Below are 15,189 nucleotides of genomic sequence, written 5' to 3' on the forward strand. Positions count from 1 at the left end.
AATCATGAAGTTGCAAGCTGGACTGCTGGCCGTTGTCCTGGCCGGCTCGCTCGTCGCGTGCGGCGACAGCGGCGGTGGCGCTGGTGACGCCGACGCCGCGGCCAAGGCCCGCGGACCGATCTCGATCTGGTACTCGAACAACGCCGAGGAAGTGGCCTGGGGCAAGCAGATGGTCACGGCCTGGAACGCCGGGCACGCGGATCAGAAGATCACCGCCCAGGAGATCCCGACCGGGAAGAGCTCCGAGGAGGTCATCGGCGCCGCGATCACGGCCGGCAACGCTCCCTGCCTGATCTTCAACACCTCGCCGGCCTCGGTCTCGCAGTTCCAGAAGCAGGGCGGGCTGGTGCCGCTCGACAGCTTCAGCGACGGCAAGTCCTACATCGAGGACCGGTCCGGGGACGTCGCGCAGCAGTACAAGTCGGCCGACGGCAAGTACTACCAGCTGCCCTGGAAGTCGAACCCGGTGATGATCTTCTACAACAAGAAGGCGTTCGCGAAGGCGGGTATCGACACCACCAACCCGCCGCTGAAGACGTACGACGAGTTCCTCGCGACCTCGCGCAAGGTGGTGGCCTCGAAGGCCGCGAAGTTCGCGATCTACCCGGCGCCGAGCAACGAGTTCTTCCAGTCCTGGTTCGACTTCTACCCGCTCTACGCGGCCGAGACCGGCGGCAAGCAGCTGGTCGCCGACGGCAAGTCGACGTTCGCCTCCGACGAGGGCAAGAAGGTCGCCGGGTTCTGGCGGACGATGTACGCCGACAAGCTCGCCTCGCAGGAGAAGTACACCGGTGACGCGTTCGTCGACGGGACGGCCGCGATGGCGGTCGTGGGTCCGTGGGCGATCGCGACGTACAAGGGCAAGGTCGACTGGGGCGTCGTACCGGTGCCGACGTCGTCGGGCAAGCCGGCGAACGAGATCCACACCTTCAGCGATGCGAAGAACGTCGCGATGTACTCCGCGTGCAAGAACCGCGGCACGGCCTGGGACGTGCTGAAGTTCGCGACCAGCCAGGACCAGGACGGCAAGTTCCTGGCCGCGACCGGTCAGATGCCGCTGCGCAAGGACGTCGCCACGACGTACGCCGACTACTTCGCGAAGAACCCGGACTACAAGGTGTTCGCGGACCAGGCGTCGCGCACGGTCGAGGTGCCGAACGTGCCGAACTCGATCACGATCTGGCAGACCTTCCGCGACGCGTACTCCAAGTCGGTGATCTTCGGCCAGCAGGACCCGGGTGAGGCCCTGGACGGCGCCGCGCAGAAGGTCGATCAGCTCGTCAAACAATCATGAGGCGCGGACCGCTCACCCGGGTCCTGGGTGAGCATCCGGTCGGCACCGCGTTCGTCACGCCGTACGTCGTGTTCCTCGCGGCAGTGTTCGCGTACCCGCTCGGGTTCGCCGTGTACATGTCGTTCCACGACTACTTCTTCGCGGCGCCGGGCGCGATCGTGGACCGGCCGTTCGTGGGATTCGACAACTACGTGACGGTGCTGACGGACCCGGCGATCCGGCGGGCGTTCGGCAACGTGCTGATCTTCCTGGTGATCAACGTCCCGCTCACCGTCGTCCTGTCCCTCGGCCTCGCGAATGCACTGAACGCCGCGATCCGCTGGCGTACGTTCTTCCGGGTCTCGTACTACGTCCCGTACGTCACGGCCAGCGTCGCGGTCGTCGGAGTCTGGCTGTTCCTGTTCAACTCCAACGGTCTGGTCAACTCGGTCCTCGGACCGCTCGCCCCGGATCCGTCCTGGTTGGTGAACTCCAGGCTCGCGATGCCGACGGTCGCGATCTACGTGACCTGGAAACAGCTCGGCTTCTTCATCCTGCTCTACCTGGCCGCGCTCCAGAACGTGTCCAAGGATCTGTACGAAGCGGCCTCGATGGACGGTGCCGGGCGCTGGAAGTCGTTCCTCAACGTCACAGTGCCGGGCGTCCGGCCCGCGACCACGCTGGTCGTGCTGGTCGCCACGGTGACCGGCGCGAACCTGTTCACCGAGCCGTACCTGTTGACCGGCGGCGGCGGACCGGACGGGGCCTCCGCGTCCCCGGTCCTGATCATGTACCAGCGCGGAATCGAGCAGGGGCACCCGGACGTGGGGTCGGCGATCGGGGTGCTGCTGGTGATCGGCGTACTGCTGCTCGCTCTCATCGAACGAAAGTTCGTCGGGAGGGAGGAGGACTGATGAAGCTCAAGTTCGCCGGGCTGCTGGTCGGCGCCTTCGTGTTCCTCTTTCCCTTCTACTACATGCTGATCGGCTCGTTGCAGGCCGAGCCGGACCCGTCCGTCGGCGGGGCGTTCCCGGCACCGGGCAACCTCACGCTGCACAACTACGGCGAGATCAACAAGGCGATCCACCTCGGCCGTTCGCTGATCAACTCCGGCATCTTCACCGGTGGCGTGATCCTCGGGACACTCGTCTTCGGCGTACTCGCGGGCTACGCGTTGGCGCGGTTGCAGTTCCGTGGCCGCGGGCTGGTGTTCAACCTGATGCTGCTGATCCAGGTCGTGCCGTTCCAGTTGCTGACGATCCCGCTGTACGTGCTGATCGTGCGCAGCTACGGGCTCGCCGACTCGTACCTCGGGATGATCCTGCCGTTCATGATCAACTCGACCGCGGTGTTCGTGTTCCGGCAGTACTTCTTGCAGTTGCCGGCCGAACTGTTCGACGCGGCCCGGATCGACGGGGCATCGGAGTTGAGCATCCTGTGGCGCGTCGCTGTACCGCTGGTGCGGCCGGCGCTGCTGACCGGCGTACTGCTGACGTTCATCGGGCCGTGGAACGAGTTCCTGTGGCCGTTCCTGATCACCAAGCAGCAGGACCTGCAGCCGTTGGCGGTCTCGCTGTCGAACTACCTGACCACGGTGTCGGCGCGGGCGGCGAACCCGTTCGGCGCGGTGCTGGCCGGAGCGTGCGTGCTCGCGGCGCCGGCGGTCACCTTGTTCATCATCTTCCAGCGCCGGTTCATCTCGACGAACATCTCGTCCGGCGTCAAAGGCTAACTGTGAAAGGCTTTCCGGTGACTGTTCCTTACACCCTTACTCGCGTCGGCGTCCTGATGACAGCCGACCCGGGCAACGAGCTCGAGTCCGAGGGGGTGCTGAACCCGGCGACCGGGCACACCCCGGACGGCACGCTCTACCTGCTCCCGCGGTTGGTTGCTTCGGGCAATATCTCGCGCGTCGGCCTGGCCCGGGTCGAGCTCGAGGACGGTGTGCCGGTAGGCGTCGAGCGTGAGGGCGTCGTCCTCGCACCGGACGAGGGCTGGGAGCGCGGCAAGAACAACGCCGGCGTCGAGGACCCGCGGGTCACCTTCGTCCCGTCGCTCGGCCTGCACGTGATGACGTACGTCGCCTATGGACCGCTCGGCCCGAAGCCCGCGCTGGCCGTCTCCTCGGACCTGCGGGAGTGGCGGCGGCTCGGTCCGCTGCACTTCGAGTACCAGCCGGACCTCGACACCGACCTGAACCTGTTCCCCAACAAGGACACGGTCTTCTTCCCCGAGCCCGTGCCCGGGCCGGACGGCGAACCGTCGTACGCGATGCTCCACCGGCCGATGTGGGACCTCGGCTGGTTCCGTGAGGGTGAAGGCGTGCACCTGCCGGCGGGCGTGACCGACGACCGGCCGGGGATCTGGATCTCGTTCGTCCCCGTGGCGGCGGTCGAGGAAGACGTGCGGAACCTGGTCCACCTGCGCAATCACCGGCTGGTCGCGATGTCGGAGTACCCCTTCGAGGAGCTGAAGATCGGCGCCGGACCGGCGCCGCTGCGGATCCCCGAGGGCTGGCTCGTCATCCACCACGGCGTCACCGGCGAGCAGCCGGAAGGGTTCGACCCCACCACGCAGAAGGTCTGCTACGCCGCCGGCGCGCTGATCCTCGACGCCGAGGACGTCACCCGCGTCATCGCGCGGACCACCGAACCTCTGATGGTCCCCGAGACCGACGAGGAGAAGATCGGCACGGTCGGCAACGTCGTCTTCCCGACTGCGATCGAGCAGGTCAACGGCACCCAGTACGTCTTCTACGGCATGGCCGACGCCGCCATCGGCGTGGCCAGATTGGACCGCCTGCCATGAACCCCACCCGCCGCACCGTCATCGGCGGAGCCCTTGCGGTAGCCGCCGCATCCACCGTCACCCTTCCCGCCTCAGCGTCCGGCCGCCTCTCCAACCTCGCTCACCTCGACTTCCTCCGCGCCTCGGTGAGCCCGCCGGCCGCCTCCGGTCACACCACCTACGGGAGCGGACCGGTCGGCGTGCTGTGGACGTACGCCGACCGCCAGCCCGATGGCTCGTACAAGCGCATCGGCGGCGGTAACTTCGACGCTGCGACGAACACGTACGGGCAGGGCGCTTACAACGCTGATGACATCGCCCGAGCGGCCGTGGTCTATCTGCGGCATTGGAAGCTGTTCCACGAGACCGCCTCATTGGACGCCGCCCGTGGACTCCTCCGGAGCCTCACCTTCCTCCAGTCGCCCAACGGCAACGTCGTCCTCTGGATGCAGCCCGACGGCACGCTCAACCCGAGCGCCGATCCGGTCGAGCTTCCTGATCCGTCCGACTCCGGGCCGTCGTACTGGTTGGCGCGCACGGTCTGGGCGCTGGGGGAGGGGTACGCCGTCTTCCGTCGTACCGATCGTGCATTCGCGGCGTTCCTCCGCGACCGGCTCGAGCTCGCGATCGCTGCGCTCGAGCGTCAGGTCCTGATCCGGTACGGCCAATACAACGTGGTCGACGGTCGTCGCCTGCCCGCCTGGCTGATCGTCAACGGCGCGGACGCGACGAGCGAGGCGGTGCTCGGACTCTCGGCGTATGTGCAGGCAGGCGGCTCGGCGGCCGCACGCCGAGCCCTCGCCCGCTTCGCCGAGGGCATCGCTGCGATGGCCGCCGGGTCCACCCGCGAGTGGCCGTTCCGCGCACTCATGCCGTGGGGCGAGTCGATCTCCGATTGGCACGCGTGGGGCGCGCAGATGCCGTCCGCCGTCGCCGCCGCGTCGACCACTCTCGGATCAAGCAGCCTGATGAAGGCGGCCATCGGCGACACCGCCGGCTTCACCCCGCTCCTGATGACCGCCGGCGGTCCCGACAACGGCTGGCTCCCCGTCCCGATCGATCGCACGCAGATCGCGTACGGCGTCGACGCCCGCCTGCAAGGCCTCCTCGCCGTCGGGCTCCCCGGCCTGAAGCAGGTCGCCGCCTTCGTCGCCGCCTGGTACTTCGGTGCGAACCGCGCCGGCGGGCCGATGTACGACGCGACCACCGGCCGCACGTACGACGGCATCTCCGGCGACGGCGTGATCAACCGGAACTCCGGCGCCGAATCCTCGATCCACGGCCAGCTCTCGATGCTCGCCCTCGACGCGCACCCGGACGTCGCCCGCCTCACCGGCACGCCGTCGTACGACGGCCTGCAGATCATCGAGGCCGAATCCGGCACCGGCGGTCAGGTCGTCACGCCACCCTCGGCCTGGACCGGCGAATCCCAATGGAGCAACGGCTCCTACCTGTCCGTCGACGGTACGGCGACCTGGACCGTGCCGGCGTCGTCGCAGCAGCGCCTCGTCCTCCCGGTCGTCAATCTTGTCAACACCGCGTCTCCGGCTCGCACCACCTGGACCACAGGCACGCGAACGCTGGGCACGCTGACCCATGTCTGCGGACCGCAAGGGATCTCCGCCGCGCCCGGCGCCCTCCAGCCGCTGACACTCGCCAACCCGCTCCCGGCCGGCGCCACGACCCTCACCGCCAAAGCCACGGGCACGGCTCAGCTGGACGCCGTTCTCCTTCTGCCCACTGTTAGTAGCCTGCGCATCGGCGGCGCTGCGTTGCTGGCCAGCGTGGACACTCATGCTCGCGTGGTGAGCGTCGCGGGCAGGCACTCCTACAGCTACGATCCGGCCGGCAAACTAGTTGTCAGAGGCAACGCGTCGCGCGCCCTCGTCGTACCGGGTGGCTTTACCGTCGTGCTCGGCTGAGCGCCTCCGCGCACCAGTCGGCGACGAACGCGAGCGCCTGGCCGCGCTGGTGGAACAGGTGCCGGCTGTCGACCTGGCGGTGATAGGCGTTGTGGGCGGGATCGGTGGCGCGGCCGAGCAGACCCGGCAGCAGCCAGGCGTACTTCACCCCGGACGCCATCACCGCCAGCCGCACCTCGTCCGGGTCGCCGTGCCAGCCCGCTTCGCGCAGGCCGTCGAGGTAGTTGGCGATGCAGGTCTCGGCGAGCTCGGGGAGGCGTTCGGCCGGCCAGAACAGGTCGAAGACCGCGTCCGGGATGTAGTTGCCGATGTCCTCGCCGAGCGCGCCGTCACCGGTGAAGGCCCAGTCGAACAGCGCGAGCTCGCCGGTCGGTCGCTGGATGACATTGGAGACCCAGAAGTCCAGGTGGCAGGTGGCGCGAGGGAGACTCGCGACGAGATCGAGCAGCGCGTCGCGGTGCACCATCAGCCGGGTCCAGGCCTCTCGCAGTTGACCGGGCCAGGTCTCGCGGATGAGCGGCTGCTGCCAGGCCGCGTCGTCGGTCAGCAACTGCCAAGGGACCTCGCGGGTCGTCGAGTAGTCGCGCAGGAAGTCCGTCGAGGTCCACGGCCGTTCGGAAGTCGGTTGGGCCTGCCAGCGACCGAGGGCTCGCGTGAGTGCCGCATGCTCGGCGAGGCTGAACTGGGTGCCCGAAGTCCCGCCGATGTCTTCCATCAGGAGGACGGCGCCGTCCGGCCACTCCTCGACCTGCGCTTCGGGCAGGACGATCCCGGCGTCCGCGAGCCGGCCGCGGAGCTCGTCGTCCTGGTACACCTCGAGCTCGCGGCGCCAGTAGTTCCAGTGCCGCGGGTCGGTGGACGCGGCCCACGGTCCGGTCGAGTCGACCGGGCTCTGCAGTTGCTTACGCACGGCGGTGCGGCTGTCGGCGTACGTGATGCGCTCGACGGTCGCCGTCACGGCGTTGAGCGGGTTGTGCCGCAGCGTCGCCGTACCGACTTCCGGGTGACCGGTCATGAAGAGCAATGCTGACATGCGCGGGTGGCTCAGCCCAGCAGGATCTTAGGTGGCAGACCAGTCAGTGCTTTGACGTCCCGGGTGAGGTGGGCCTGGTCGGCGTACCCGGTGAGGGTGGCGACGTCGGCGAGGGCCAGGCCGGTGCGGGCGTGGTCGAGGGCGACGTTCATCCAGAGCACGCGGTCGAGCATCTTCGGCCCATACCCGAACGCGTCCAGGCAGCGGCGGTGCAGCTGGCGCTCGCTCAGCCCGATCGTGCCCGCCAGCCGGGAGACGCCGGCCGTGCCGCGGAGCAGTCCGTCGCGGACGTTGCGCAGTACGTAGCTGATCAGACGGTCCGCCGGCTCGTCGACCAGGCTGGCGACCTCGACGTCCAGCGCCTCCGCCGGGTCGGGTGAGGATCTGATCCGGTCCAGTAGCTGCCTGCTCCTGGACGGTGACCACAGGTCGGCCAGCGGGACCCGCTCGTTCAGCAATTCGCGGGCCGGTACGCCGAGGAAGCCGGGCGCGGCACCGGGCGCGAACCGAACCCCGGCGTACTGCGTCCCACGTGGCGCGCTGCCCGTCCAGGCGCGACTGTCCGGCCCGGCGACCACGAGCTGGCCGTCGATCAGCAGCAGATCCATGCAGCCGTCGGGCAGGATCCGATACTCCCCACCTTCAGCCGTCCGCGTCCACAGGTCGGCGCCGGCGACGCGCGCGGGGCGCTCCCGGTACGGCTCGACCGTCACAGTCATGCAGCCAGTCTGCTACGGCCCGCCGACAGTTTCTCGAGATCAGTGCGGGAGTACGACGTCGAGCACCGGGACGTCGACCGGGAGGTATTTGACCAGGGCAACGTTTTCGCGGACGAGCTCGTCGCGCAGCGCCGCACCGGTGCGGCGGTCGATCACTGTCCGCCAGATCTCGTTCCGCCGGAAGTAGTCCGCGCCGACCCGGAGGAAGCGCTCCTCCTTGGCGAACACCCGGTACGACGACTCGGCCGGAACGTCGGCGAGGATCTCGCCCTCGAGGTACCGGTCGCCGACGCCGACGTGCAGCTGGAAGGTCTGGTCGGTGTCGTTGCGGAACTGCAGGTCCACGTAGTTGTAGACGATGCTGCAGCCCACGCCCCACGGCAGCACCCGCCCGTTGTCCGGGAACGGGTCGAAGCTGTGCGTGGACCGCTGCGTCACGGTCAACGGCGAATGCAGCACCATCCAGTGCAGCAGGTTGGCGAGCTGGCAGATGCCACCGCCGATCCCCGGCCTTGCCTGCCCGTTCGACAGCCGCATGCCCTGCACGTAACCCTTGCGCCGGGTCGCGTTGCCGACCAGCTTGTTGAAGGAGAACGTCTCACCCGGGCGGATCAGCAGCCCGTCGACCTGTGCGCAGGCAAGCTTCAGGTTGGTCACCTTGTTGTGCTGCATCCACATCTCGGTCTCACCGAGCTGGCGCAGCAGCAGCGACTTGTGCCGCTTGATCCGCACCGGAAGATCGCCGGCCTGCCGGACCCCGGCGTACGGCGTGCTGGACCTGATCCACTCGAGCCGCTTGAGAACCCGGTGGTACCGCACGGCCAGTGGGTAGAGCAGCGGCATCCGCTCGGTCCACCGGCGACGGTGAACCGCGGGCAGCACCCTGGCCCGCTCCGCGTCACTCAGCTCCTGCACCTCGACCCGCCACGGCGCACCCGGCGTCACCCCAGCCGACGCCGGTTCGTGTACTGGTGTGGCGATTGTGGTCTCAGACATCATTCCCCCGAACGAGTTGGCCGGCCTCGCGACCGACCTCGGTACCGTACGCCGCCGCAGGCCCATTCAGATGACAGCAACCGCACGATCCGATTGCGCTCCCTATGACGCCGGACGGCCGGCAAGAGTTCGAATTCAGCCGATCTCGAGGGCGGTGCAGACCCAGCGGTTGCGGCGGATCTCCATCCGCAGCGCGATCGCTCGCGACCGGCCGCCGCGGCGTACATGCGCGGCGACCTCGGCGATGAACGGCTCCGGCATGAACACCCGCACCGACTGCACGGCACTCTTCTCCTTCGCCCCGCGAGTCACCGCGGTCGTGTTCAGCCCGAGCAGCCGGACCTTCCGGTTCAGCTCTGTGAACACCGTGTCGTCGGTGAACCGCACCAGCTGCGAGATCGGCCGGTCGCCGGCCAGCACCTCCGAAACCGCCTGAGCCAACCGCCCACCCCACGCCCTGGCCTCCGGCACCTGGGGCCCCTCAGCCCGCCCGATCGCCCGCCCGGCGTGCCTGTCCTGCGGCGGCTGAGCCCCGTCAGGCTGCCCAGACGCCTGCTCTGCACCGGCCTGCACCGCGTCGGCCGGCACCGCGTCGGGGACTGCGGTGAGTGCGGGCTTGGTGGCTGATCCGACGGGTGCAGCCGCCGGGGAGAGCTTGGTGACGGCCATGAGAGCCTCCGTTGGTTCCGGTGCCGTGGTCGGGTTCGTCACGACGGGGATGTCCGTCGTACGCGAGGTCAGAGGAGCGTGCGGGAGATCGTCCGCGCGGAGGTTCTGTGGCTGGCTCATGTCACGGCTCCTGATGGGTGGGCGGGAGGTGGCCGGTGGATGCGGGCGGGACGCGGAGCACCTGCCCGGGAAGAATCAGGTCGGGGTCGTCCCCGATCACGTGGCGGTTCGCGGCGTACCAGTCCGGCCACCGTGCCGCGATCGTCTCGACCGTGGCGCCGGGCCCGAGCTCCCGAGCGGCAATCGCCCACAACGAGTCCCCGGCACGTACGACGACCCGCACCGAGCCCCCCGCCCGTACGTCGGTGTACCGCGTAGGAGCCCCAGCGGTAGGCCGATCCGGCACACCGACCCGCATCCGCTCACTCACCGGCGGACGGCCGGAAGTGGTCGGAGTCGCGTCGCCCATCCGGATCGTCGACGGAGGCTCACTCGCCCGCCAGCCGCTCGACGCCTCGGCGCCATGCTGCGGCTCGATGCCCGCCCCACCGATCTCCAGAGTCGAGGCAGGCTCGGTGGAGCGCCAGTCGGAGTCGGTGAGGTGGATGGTGGAGGCGGGCTCGGTCTGGTCCCACTGGAGGACGTGGGCGCTGTCGCCGGGGGCGGCGTTCGCTATGCCGACGGTCAGGGGCGTGACGGCTGCGACACCGAGCCCGGAGCGGAGGAGTGCCCGTGCCGTCTTCGTGGTGATCCGCCCGGCGACGGCTCCGGCGAGCTCGCCGACCACACCGGGGATCTGCTCGAGCACCGTCGTGACGACCGCCAGCGCCAGCCACACGTACGCGATCCAGGCGACCGTGCCGACCGCGAGCACGGTCAGTGAGTCCAGGTCGTACGTCCGCAGGCCGCTGATCGACCCGGCGGTCATCCACCGCAGCAGCAGGCCGAGGGCGACCAGCGCCAGCACCGCGAGAGTGCCCTTCAGCGCCCGGATCATCGCGTTCACTCCGCTTCGCTCCCGACCTATGAGTTTACCTTAGTTTGCTTTGGCTTGACCACTATAGACCGGTTCTAGGCACGCTTTGCAAGTCCTTAACGCACGCAGCGTCGGTTTCCGGTGCGGAGGGTGACGGCCGACCGGCGTCGCGGTACCCGGGACCGGTAGGTTCGCGGTCATGCGGTGGGATGCGTTGTTCGCGGACCTGGAGTCGCAGTTCGATGCGCTCCAGGAGTCGGATCTGTACGGCGAGGTGGCCGACCGGGTCCGCGCCGAGGTCGGGAAGATCACCGTCCTCGACCGGCTCCGCGGCGCCGTGAACACCGTCGTACGCGTCGAACTCAACGACGCCGAGCCCGTCCGCGGCATGCTCAGCCGGGTCGGGAAGGACTGCCTGCTGCTCGAGACCGAGCGCTACGAGGAGTGGCTGATCCCGGTCACCGCACTCGTCGCCGTACACCGCCTGGGGCCGTGGGCCGAGCCGGCCGGTGCCGTCGAGGGCAAACTCGGGCTCGCCCACCTGCTGCGCGGAATCGCCCGCGACCGCTCACCGGTCACGCTGTTCTGCAGCGGCGGCGGCCCCGTCACCGGCACCATCGACCGCGTCGGCGCCGACTTCCTCGAACTCGCCGAGCACCCCCTCGACGCACCTCGCCGCCGCACCGAGGTCTACAACGTCCGCCTCGTCCCCACCCAATCCTTGCGAGCCCTCCGCCGACGCTGAACCCAGGCAGCGGTACGCCGTCCTGCTGCACGCATCGCACCGGCGCCGGCCCGCGGGTGCGACCTCGGGAGAGCTACAGCTGAGCGTCTTCGGTGGTCTCGGCCTCTTCGCCGAAGGGGTGGGCGTCGATGAAGTCCTTGGTCTCGGTGTACAGCCGCTCGATGTACTTCTCCAGCTCGGTCGCCTCGACCCGCCACTGGCCACGGCCGCCGATCTTCACCGCGGGGATGTCACCGCGGCGGACCAGGGCGTAGACCTGGTTCGCGGAGATGTTGAGCACCTCGGCGACGTCGGCGAGCTGGAGGAAGCGGGGACCCGGCATCCGTCGGACTCCTTCACAGAGTGGCTGGTTGGTTCAGTTTGCCACGGTTGGCGGATGGATGACCGGGTTTGTCCCCAGCCTGTGACTGCCTGTGGATGACCGTTCACGCGGCGATCGCGAACCAGGCAGAATGTCGCCCGAGAACGATCGATTGACTGGGGAGACGACGTGGTCGAGACAGCCGTGCGAAGTGGATTCGGGGCGCCGTCGGCTCCGGCCCAGCGCAACCGCAAGGCCCGGTGGAAGGACGGCCGCCTGGTTCTCGGCGTGCTGCTCGTCGCCGTCACCGCGTTGGCCGGCGCGAAGCTGCTGTCGTCCGCCGACGACACCACCACGATCTGGGCCGCCAAGCACGACCTCAAGGTCGGGGTCCCGCTGACCGACGACGACCTGACCACGGTCCGGGTCCGCTTCACCAGCACCAACGACTCCGAGCGGTACCTCGCGGCCGATGCCGATGTGAAGGGGCTGGTCGCCGGCCGCGCGATCGACCAGGGGGAGTTCCTGCCGAAGGACGCGGCCGTCGCCAAGTCCGACCAGGATCGCACCGAGCTGCCGCTCTCGGTCGCGACCGGCCATCTGCCGTCCGACACCGCGGTCGGCGACATCGTCGACGTCTGGGTGGTGCCGAAGGAGGAGGGTCAGCCGGCGAGGCCGCTATGGAGCAGCGTCCGTGTGCTGCAGATCGACTCGGTGAAGGGTGTCGCGGGCAGTTCGGCCCGGCGGCAGGTCCTCATCGGGCTCACCAGCGCCGACCTGTCCCGCATTCCGGCTGCCCTGACCGCGATGCGCGCGGGTGAGCCGACCCTGGTCCGGAAGGCCGGCTGATGGCGATCCCGGTCCTGCTGGCCATCACCGGCGCGCCCTGGGAGGCGGACGTCGTGCAGCGGACCGAGCGAGCGCCGGGGATCAAGGTGGTCCGGCGCTGCGTCGACATCGCCGATGTGATGGCCGCCGCCGCGAGCGGTCAGGCCCGCGCTGTGCTGCTGGCCGACGCCCTGGCCCGGTTGTCGGCCGACGCCGTCGCCGCCCTGCACGCCCGTGGGATCGCCGTGCTCGCCCTGGTCGACCCGACGGAGAACGGTGCGCCCTTCGGCGCCGAGGACAGGCTGAGCCGGATGGGGATCGAGCGGATCCTGCCCGCCGACGTCAGTCCGACCGACCTCGGTCGCGCGGTCACCGATGCGGTCGAGTCGGGCCCGGAGGTCTCGACGTCGCATTTCTCGGGCGGATTCGTGCCGCTCACACCGGAGACGGCGGCCAACTACCAACCACCGCCGTACTCCCAGGGCAGCGGCCGGCTGATCGCGGTCTGGGGTCCGACCGGCGCGCCGGGCCGGACGACGGTCGCGGTCAATCTCGCCTGCGAGCTGGCGGCCAAGCGCGTGCCGACCCTGCTCGCGGATGCGGATGTGTACGGCGGGACTGTGGCGCAGATGCTCGGCATGCTCGACGAGACCTCCGGTCTGGCCGCCGCCGCGCGCTCGGCGTCGAACGGTTCGCTCGACATGATCACGCTCGCGAAGTACGCACGGCAGGTCGAGCCGCATCTGCTGGTGCTGACCGGGCTCAGCCGAGCCGACCGGTGGACCGAGCTGCGGCCGGCCGCGATCGAGGCGATCTGGTCGACGGCGCGGGAGCTGGCGCCGGTCACGGTGGCCGACGTCGGATTCTGCATCGAGACCGACGAGGAGATCTCGTTCGACTCGCTGGCCCCGCGGCGCAACGGCGCGACGGTGGCGACGCTGGAGGCAGCCGACGAGGTGATGATCGTCGGCACGGCCGATCCGGTCGGGCTGACCCGGTTGATCCGTGCGGTCCACGAGGTGCGCGCCGTCGTACCGTCGGCCAACGTCCGCGTCGTGGTGAACCGGCTCCGCTCCGGGGCGCTCGGCGGCTCACCGGGCGAGGCGGCGGCCGAGGCCCTCGGTCAGTACGCCGGGATCGAGCCGACCGCGCTGCTGCCGTTCGACCTGAACGCGGTCGACGCCGCCATGTCCCACGGCCGCAGCCTGTCCGAGGCCGCCAGGTCCAGCAAGCTCCGCAAGTCGTTCCAGCAGCTGGCGACCGCGGTCGTCAAGGAGCTCGTGCCCGCCTGAGCAGAGCCCGGGAAACTCAGGGTCGGGTCGGTGGGGAACTGGGGGATTACCCCGCCGACAGCCGGGCCGCGATGTGCCAGGGTTGGGGTACTTCGACCCGTACCGCAGGGAGTGTCATGTCCGATGTCCAGGGCCGGCCGCAGAGCTCGATGAGCACGAACCGGCGGTACGGGATTGCCATCTCGGTCGCCCTCATCCTCGGCGGGGTGTACTGGGCGCTCACCGGACTGACCGACGGCACCAAGAGCGGCGAGCAGAGCTATCAGGTGCAGGGGGATTCGCTGCTGGTCAAGAGCGGGGCAGCGACGCTCGAAGTACGGCCGGGGGACGGCACCGAGCTGAAGGTCGAGCGGCAGTCCGAGCGGAACGTGTTCGGCTCGGATCCGAAGGAGAAGTACGACGAGGGCGGCGCGAAGCTCGAGCTGAACAGCGGCGGGTGCGGGTTCCTGTCGTTCGGATGCAAGACCAGCTATGTGCTGACGGTGCCGAGGGACCTGAAGCTGACGGTCGAGAGCAGCAGTGGGGACGTGAAGGTTTCCGGGATCTCCGGTGGGGCGGAGGTCAAGACCAGCTCGGGCGACGTCGAGGTGCACGACGTCGGTGGGCCGTTGCGGCTGGAGTCGAGTTCTGGTGACCTCGAGGCGGACGGACTGACCGCGACCTCGGTGACGACCCGCAGCAGTTCCGGCAGCGCGTCCCTGGACTTCACCGTCGCGCCGCAGACGGTCGATGCGAAGACGAGCTCGGGCGACGTGTCGATCCAGATCCCGTCCGGCGCGGAGTCGTACAAGGTCGACACCAAGACCTCCTCCGGCGACGAGTCCGCGAACGTGAAGATCGACCCGAACGCCACCCGCACCATCCAGGCCAAGACCTCTTCCGGCGACGTCACCATCGAGTACAACCACTGACCACTGGGAGTGAGGGCCGGGGCCGGGAGCGTGATGAGGGCCCCGGTCTGAGTAGGCTTGCGGGCATGGTCGAGGTGCGGGTTGTGCCGCGTGGTCTCTTGGTGGACTGGGGCGGTGTGCTCACCTCAGGGCTCGAAGCGGCGTTGCGGCGCTGGGCGGAGCTGGACGACTTCGACTTCGACTCCTACCTCGAGGCAGTGCTGAAATGGCTGCCCGCGGCGTCGCCCGAAGAGGCGGCCGCGGAGGCCGAGCTCAACCCGGTGCACGCGCTCGAGCGCGGCCAGATCGCCGTGCCGGACTTCGAGCGGAAGCTCGCCTCGATGCTGGTCCGCCGCGACGGTACGCCGGTGCCGGCGGAGGGCCTGATCGAGCGGATGTTCGCCCACTTCGAGCACCAGCCCGCGATGTCCGGGCTGGTCCGCCGCGCCAACGAGCGCGGTATCAAGACCGCCCTGCTGTCGAACTCCTGGGGCAACACCTACCCCCGCGACACCTGGACGGGCATGTTCGACGACATCGTCATCTCCGGTGAGGTCGGCCTGCGCAAACCCGAGCCGGAGATCTTCCTGCTCGCCGCCCGCCGGCTCGGCCTCGAGCCGTCGGAGTGCGTCTTCATCGACGACCTGCAGCTGAACGTCGACGGCGCCCGAGCGGTCGGCATGACCGCGATTCTGCACACCGAGTACGACGAGACCCGGCGAGCGCTGGAAACCCTGTTCGGAGCCGACCTGACGTGA

Annotated in this window: 16 protein-coding genes; 10 read left to right on the forward strand and 6 right to left on the reverse strand. The window is 69.2% G+C overall.

Annotated features, from left to right (window positions below; genetic code table 11):
* Window positions 1-4 precede the first annotated feature (4 nt).
* From OHA18_RS22690 to OHA18_RS22710, 5 genes are read left to right on the forward strand one after another with little or no spacing between them, the layout of a single operon-like run.
* Entirely contained in the window at window positions 5-1,294 is a 1,290-nt protein-coding gene (locus OHA18_RS22690; RefSeq protein WP_328997269.1) for an extracellular solute-binding protein, read from the forward strand.
* A complete protein-coding gene (locus tag OHA18_RS22695; RefSeq protein WP_328997270.1) occupies window positions 1,291-2,187 on the forward strand; it encodes a carbohydrate ABC transporter permease in 897 nt (298 codons plus the stop codon). Before OHA18_RS22690 ends, OHA18_RS22695 begins: the two co-directional genes overlap by 4 nt.
* Complete coding sequence (locus tag OHA18_RS22700; RefSeq protein WP_328997271.1) at window positions 2,187-3,005, forward strand: carbohydrate ABC transporter permease; 819 nt, start codon at window positions 2,187-2,189, stop codon at window positions 3,003-3,005. Before OHA18_RS22695 ends, OHA18_RS22700 begins: the two co-directional genes overlap by 1 nt.
* 17 nt (window positions 3,006-3,022) lie before the next feature.
* Window positions 3,023-4,081 carry a glycoside hydrolase family 130 protein gene (locus OHA18_RS22705; RefSeq protein ID WP_328997272.1) on the forward strand — a complete coding sequence of 353 codons (1,059 nt, stop codon included), beginning with the start codon at window positions 3,023-3,025 and terminating at the stop codon, window positions 4,079-4,081.
* Window positions 4,078-5,982 (forward strand): hypothetical protein, encoded by a 1,905-nt coding sequence (locus OHA18_RS22710; protein WP_328997273.1) that lies wholly within the window; start codon window positions 4,078-4,080, stop codon window positions 5,980-5,982. Before OHA18_RS22705 ends, OHA18_RS22710 begins: the two co-directional genes overlap by 4 nt.
* Here the strand turns inward: OHA18_RS22710 and OHA18_RS22715 are convergent.
* From OHA18_RS22715 to OHA18_RS22735, 5 genes are all read right to left on the reverse strand, one after another.
* Entirely contained in the window at window positions 5,963-7,015 is a 1,053-nt protein-coding gene (locus OHA18_RS22715) for an aminoglycoside phosphotransferase (RefSeq protein ID WP_328997274.1), read from the reverse strand. The two genes, OHA18_RS22710 and OHA18_RS22715, sit on opposite strands and share 20 nt — an antisense overlap.
* A gap of 11 nt (window positions 7,016-7,026) precedes the next feature.
* Window positions 7,027-7,734: a helix-turn-helix domain-containing protein gene (locus OHA18_RS22720; RefSeq protein ID WP_328997275.1), complete on the reverse strand. Its 708-nt coding sequence runs from the start codon at window positions 7,732-7,734 to the stop codon at window positions 7,027-7,029.
* Between the two features lie 39 nt (window positions 7,735-7,773).
* Window positions 7,774-8,730: a VanW family protein gene (locus OHA18_RS22725; RefSeq protein WP_328997276.1), complete on the reverse strand. Its 957-nt coding sequence runs from the start codon at window positions 8,728-8,730 to the stop codon at window positions 7,774-7,776.
* 135 nt (window positions 8,731-8,865) lie between these two features.
* Window positions 8,866-9,519, reverse strand: coding sequence for an Rv3235 family protein (locus tag OHA18_RS22730; protein ID WP_328997277.1), 654 nt, complete (start codon window positions 9,517-9,519; stop codon window positions 8,866-8,868).
* 1 nt (window position 9,520) lies between these two features.
* The gene (locus tag OHA18_RS22735) at window positions 9,521-10,405 is read right to left on the reverse strand and encodes a LysM peptidoglycan-binding domain-containing protein (RefSeq protein ID WP_442914324.1); all 885 of its coding nucleotides are present in this window, start codon (window positions 10,403-10,405) and stop codon (window positions 9,521-9,523) included.
* Between the two features lie 169 nt (window positions 10,406-10,574).
* Between OHA18_RS22735 and OHA18_RS22740 the strand changes: the two genes are divergently transcribed.
* Window positions 10,575-11,120 carry a hypothetical protein gene (locus OHA18_RS22740; RefSeq protein WP_328997278.1) on the forward strand — a complete coding sequence of 182 codons (546 nt, stop codon included), beginning with the start codon at window positions 10,575-10,577 and terminating at the stop codon, window positions 11,118-11,120.
* 73 nt (window positions 11,121-11,193) lie between these two features.
* On the opposite strand, the gene OHA18_RS22745 is transcribed toward OHA18_RS22740, so the two are convergent.
* The gene (locus OHA18_RS22745) at window positions 11,194-11,442 is read right to left on the reverse strand and encodes a helix-turn-helix domain-containing protein (RefSeq protein ID WP_328997279.1); all 249 of its coding nucleotides are present in this window, start codon (window positions 11,440-11,442) and stop codon (window positions 11,194-11,196) included.
* A 168-nt stretch (window positions 11,443-11,610) separates the two neighbouring features.
* Here OHA18_RS22745 and OHA18_RS22750 point away from each other — a divergent pair, with 168 nt between their 5' ends.
* From OHA18_RS22750 to OHA18_RS22765, 4 genes are all read left to right on the forward strand, one after another.
* The gene (locus OHA18_RS22750; RefSeq protein ID WP_328997280.1) at window positions 11,611-12,270 is read left to right on the forward strand and encodes an SAF domain-containing protein; all 660 of its coding nucleotides are present in this window, start codon (window positions 11,611-11,613) and stop codon (window positions 12,268-12,270) included.
* Window positions 12,270-13,541 carry an AAA family ATPase gene (locus OHA18_RS22755; protein ID WP_328997281.1) on the forward strand — a complete coding sequence of 424 codons (1,272 nt, stop codon included), beginning with the start codon at window positions 12,270-12,272 and terminating at the stop codon, window positions 13,539-13,541. The genes OHA18_RS22750 and OHA18_RS22755 overlap by 1 nt, the downstream gene beginning before the upstream one ends.
* Window positions 13,542-13,657: 116 nt before the next feature.
* Window positions 13,658-14,452 carry a DUF4097 family beta strand repeat-containing protein gene (locus OHA18_RS22760; protein ID WP_328997282.1) on the forward strand — a complete coding sequence of 265 codons (795 nt, stop codon included), beginning with the start codon at window positions 13,658-13,660 and terminating at the stop codon, window positions 14,450-14,452.
* Window positions 14,453-14,517: 65 nt separating this feature from the next.
* Window positions 14,518-15,189, forward strand: coding sequence for an HAD family hydrolase (locus tag OHA18_RS22765; protein WP_328997283.1), 672 nt, complete (start codon window positions 14,518-14,520; stop codon window positions 15,187-15,189).

It is taken from the genome of Kribbella sp. NBC_00709, from assembly GCF_036226565.1.
Taxonomy (GTDB): domain Bacteria; phylum Actinomycetota; class Actinomycetes; order Propionibacteriales; family Kribbellaceae; genus Kribbella.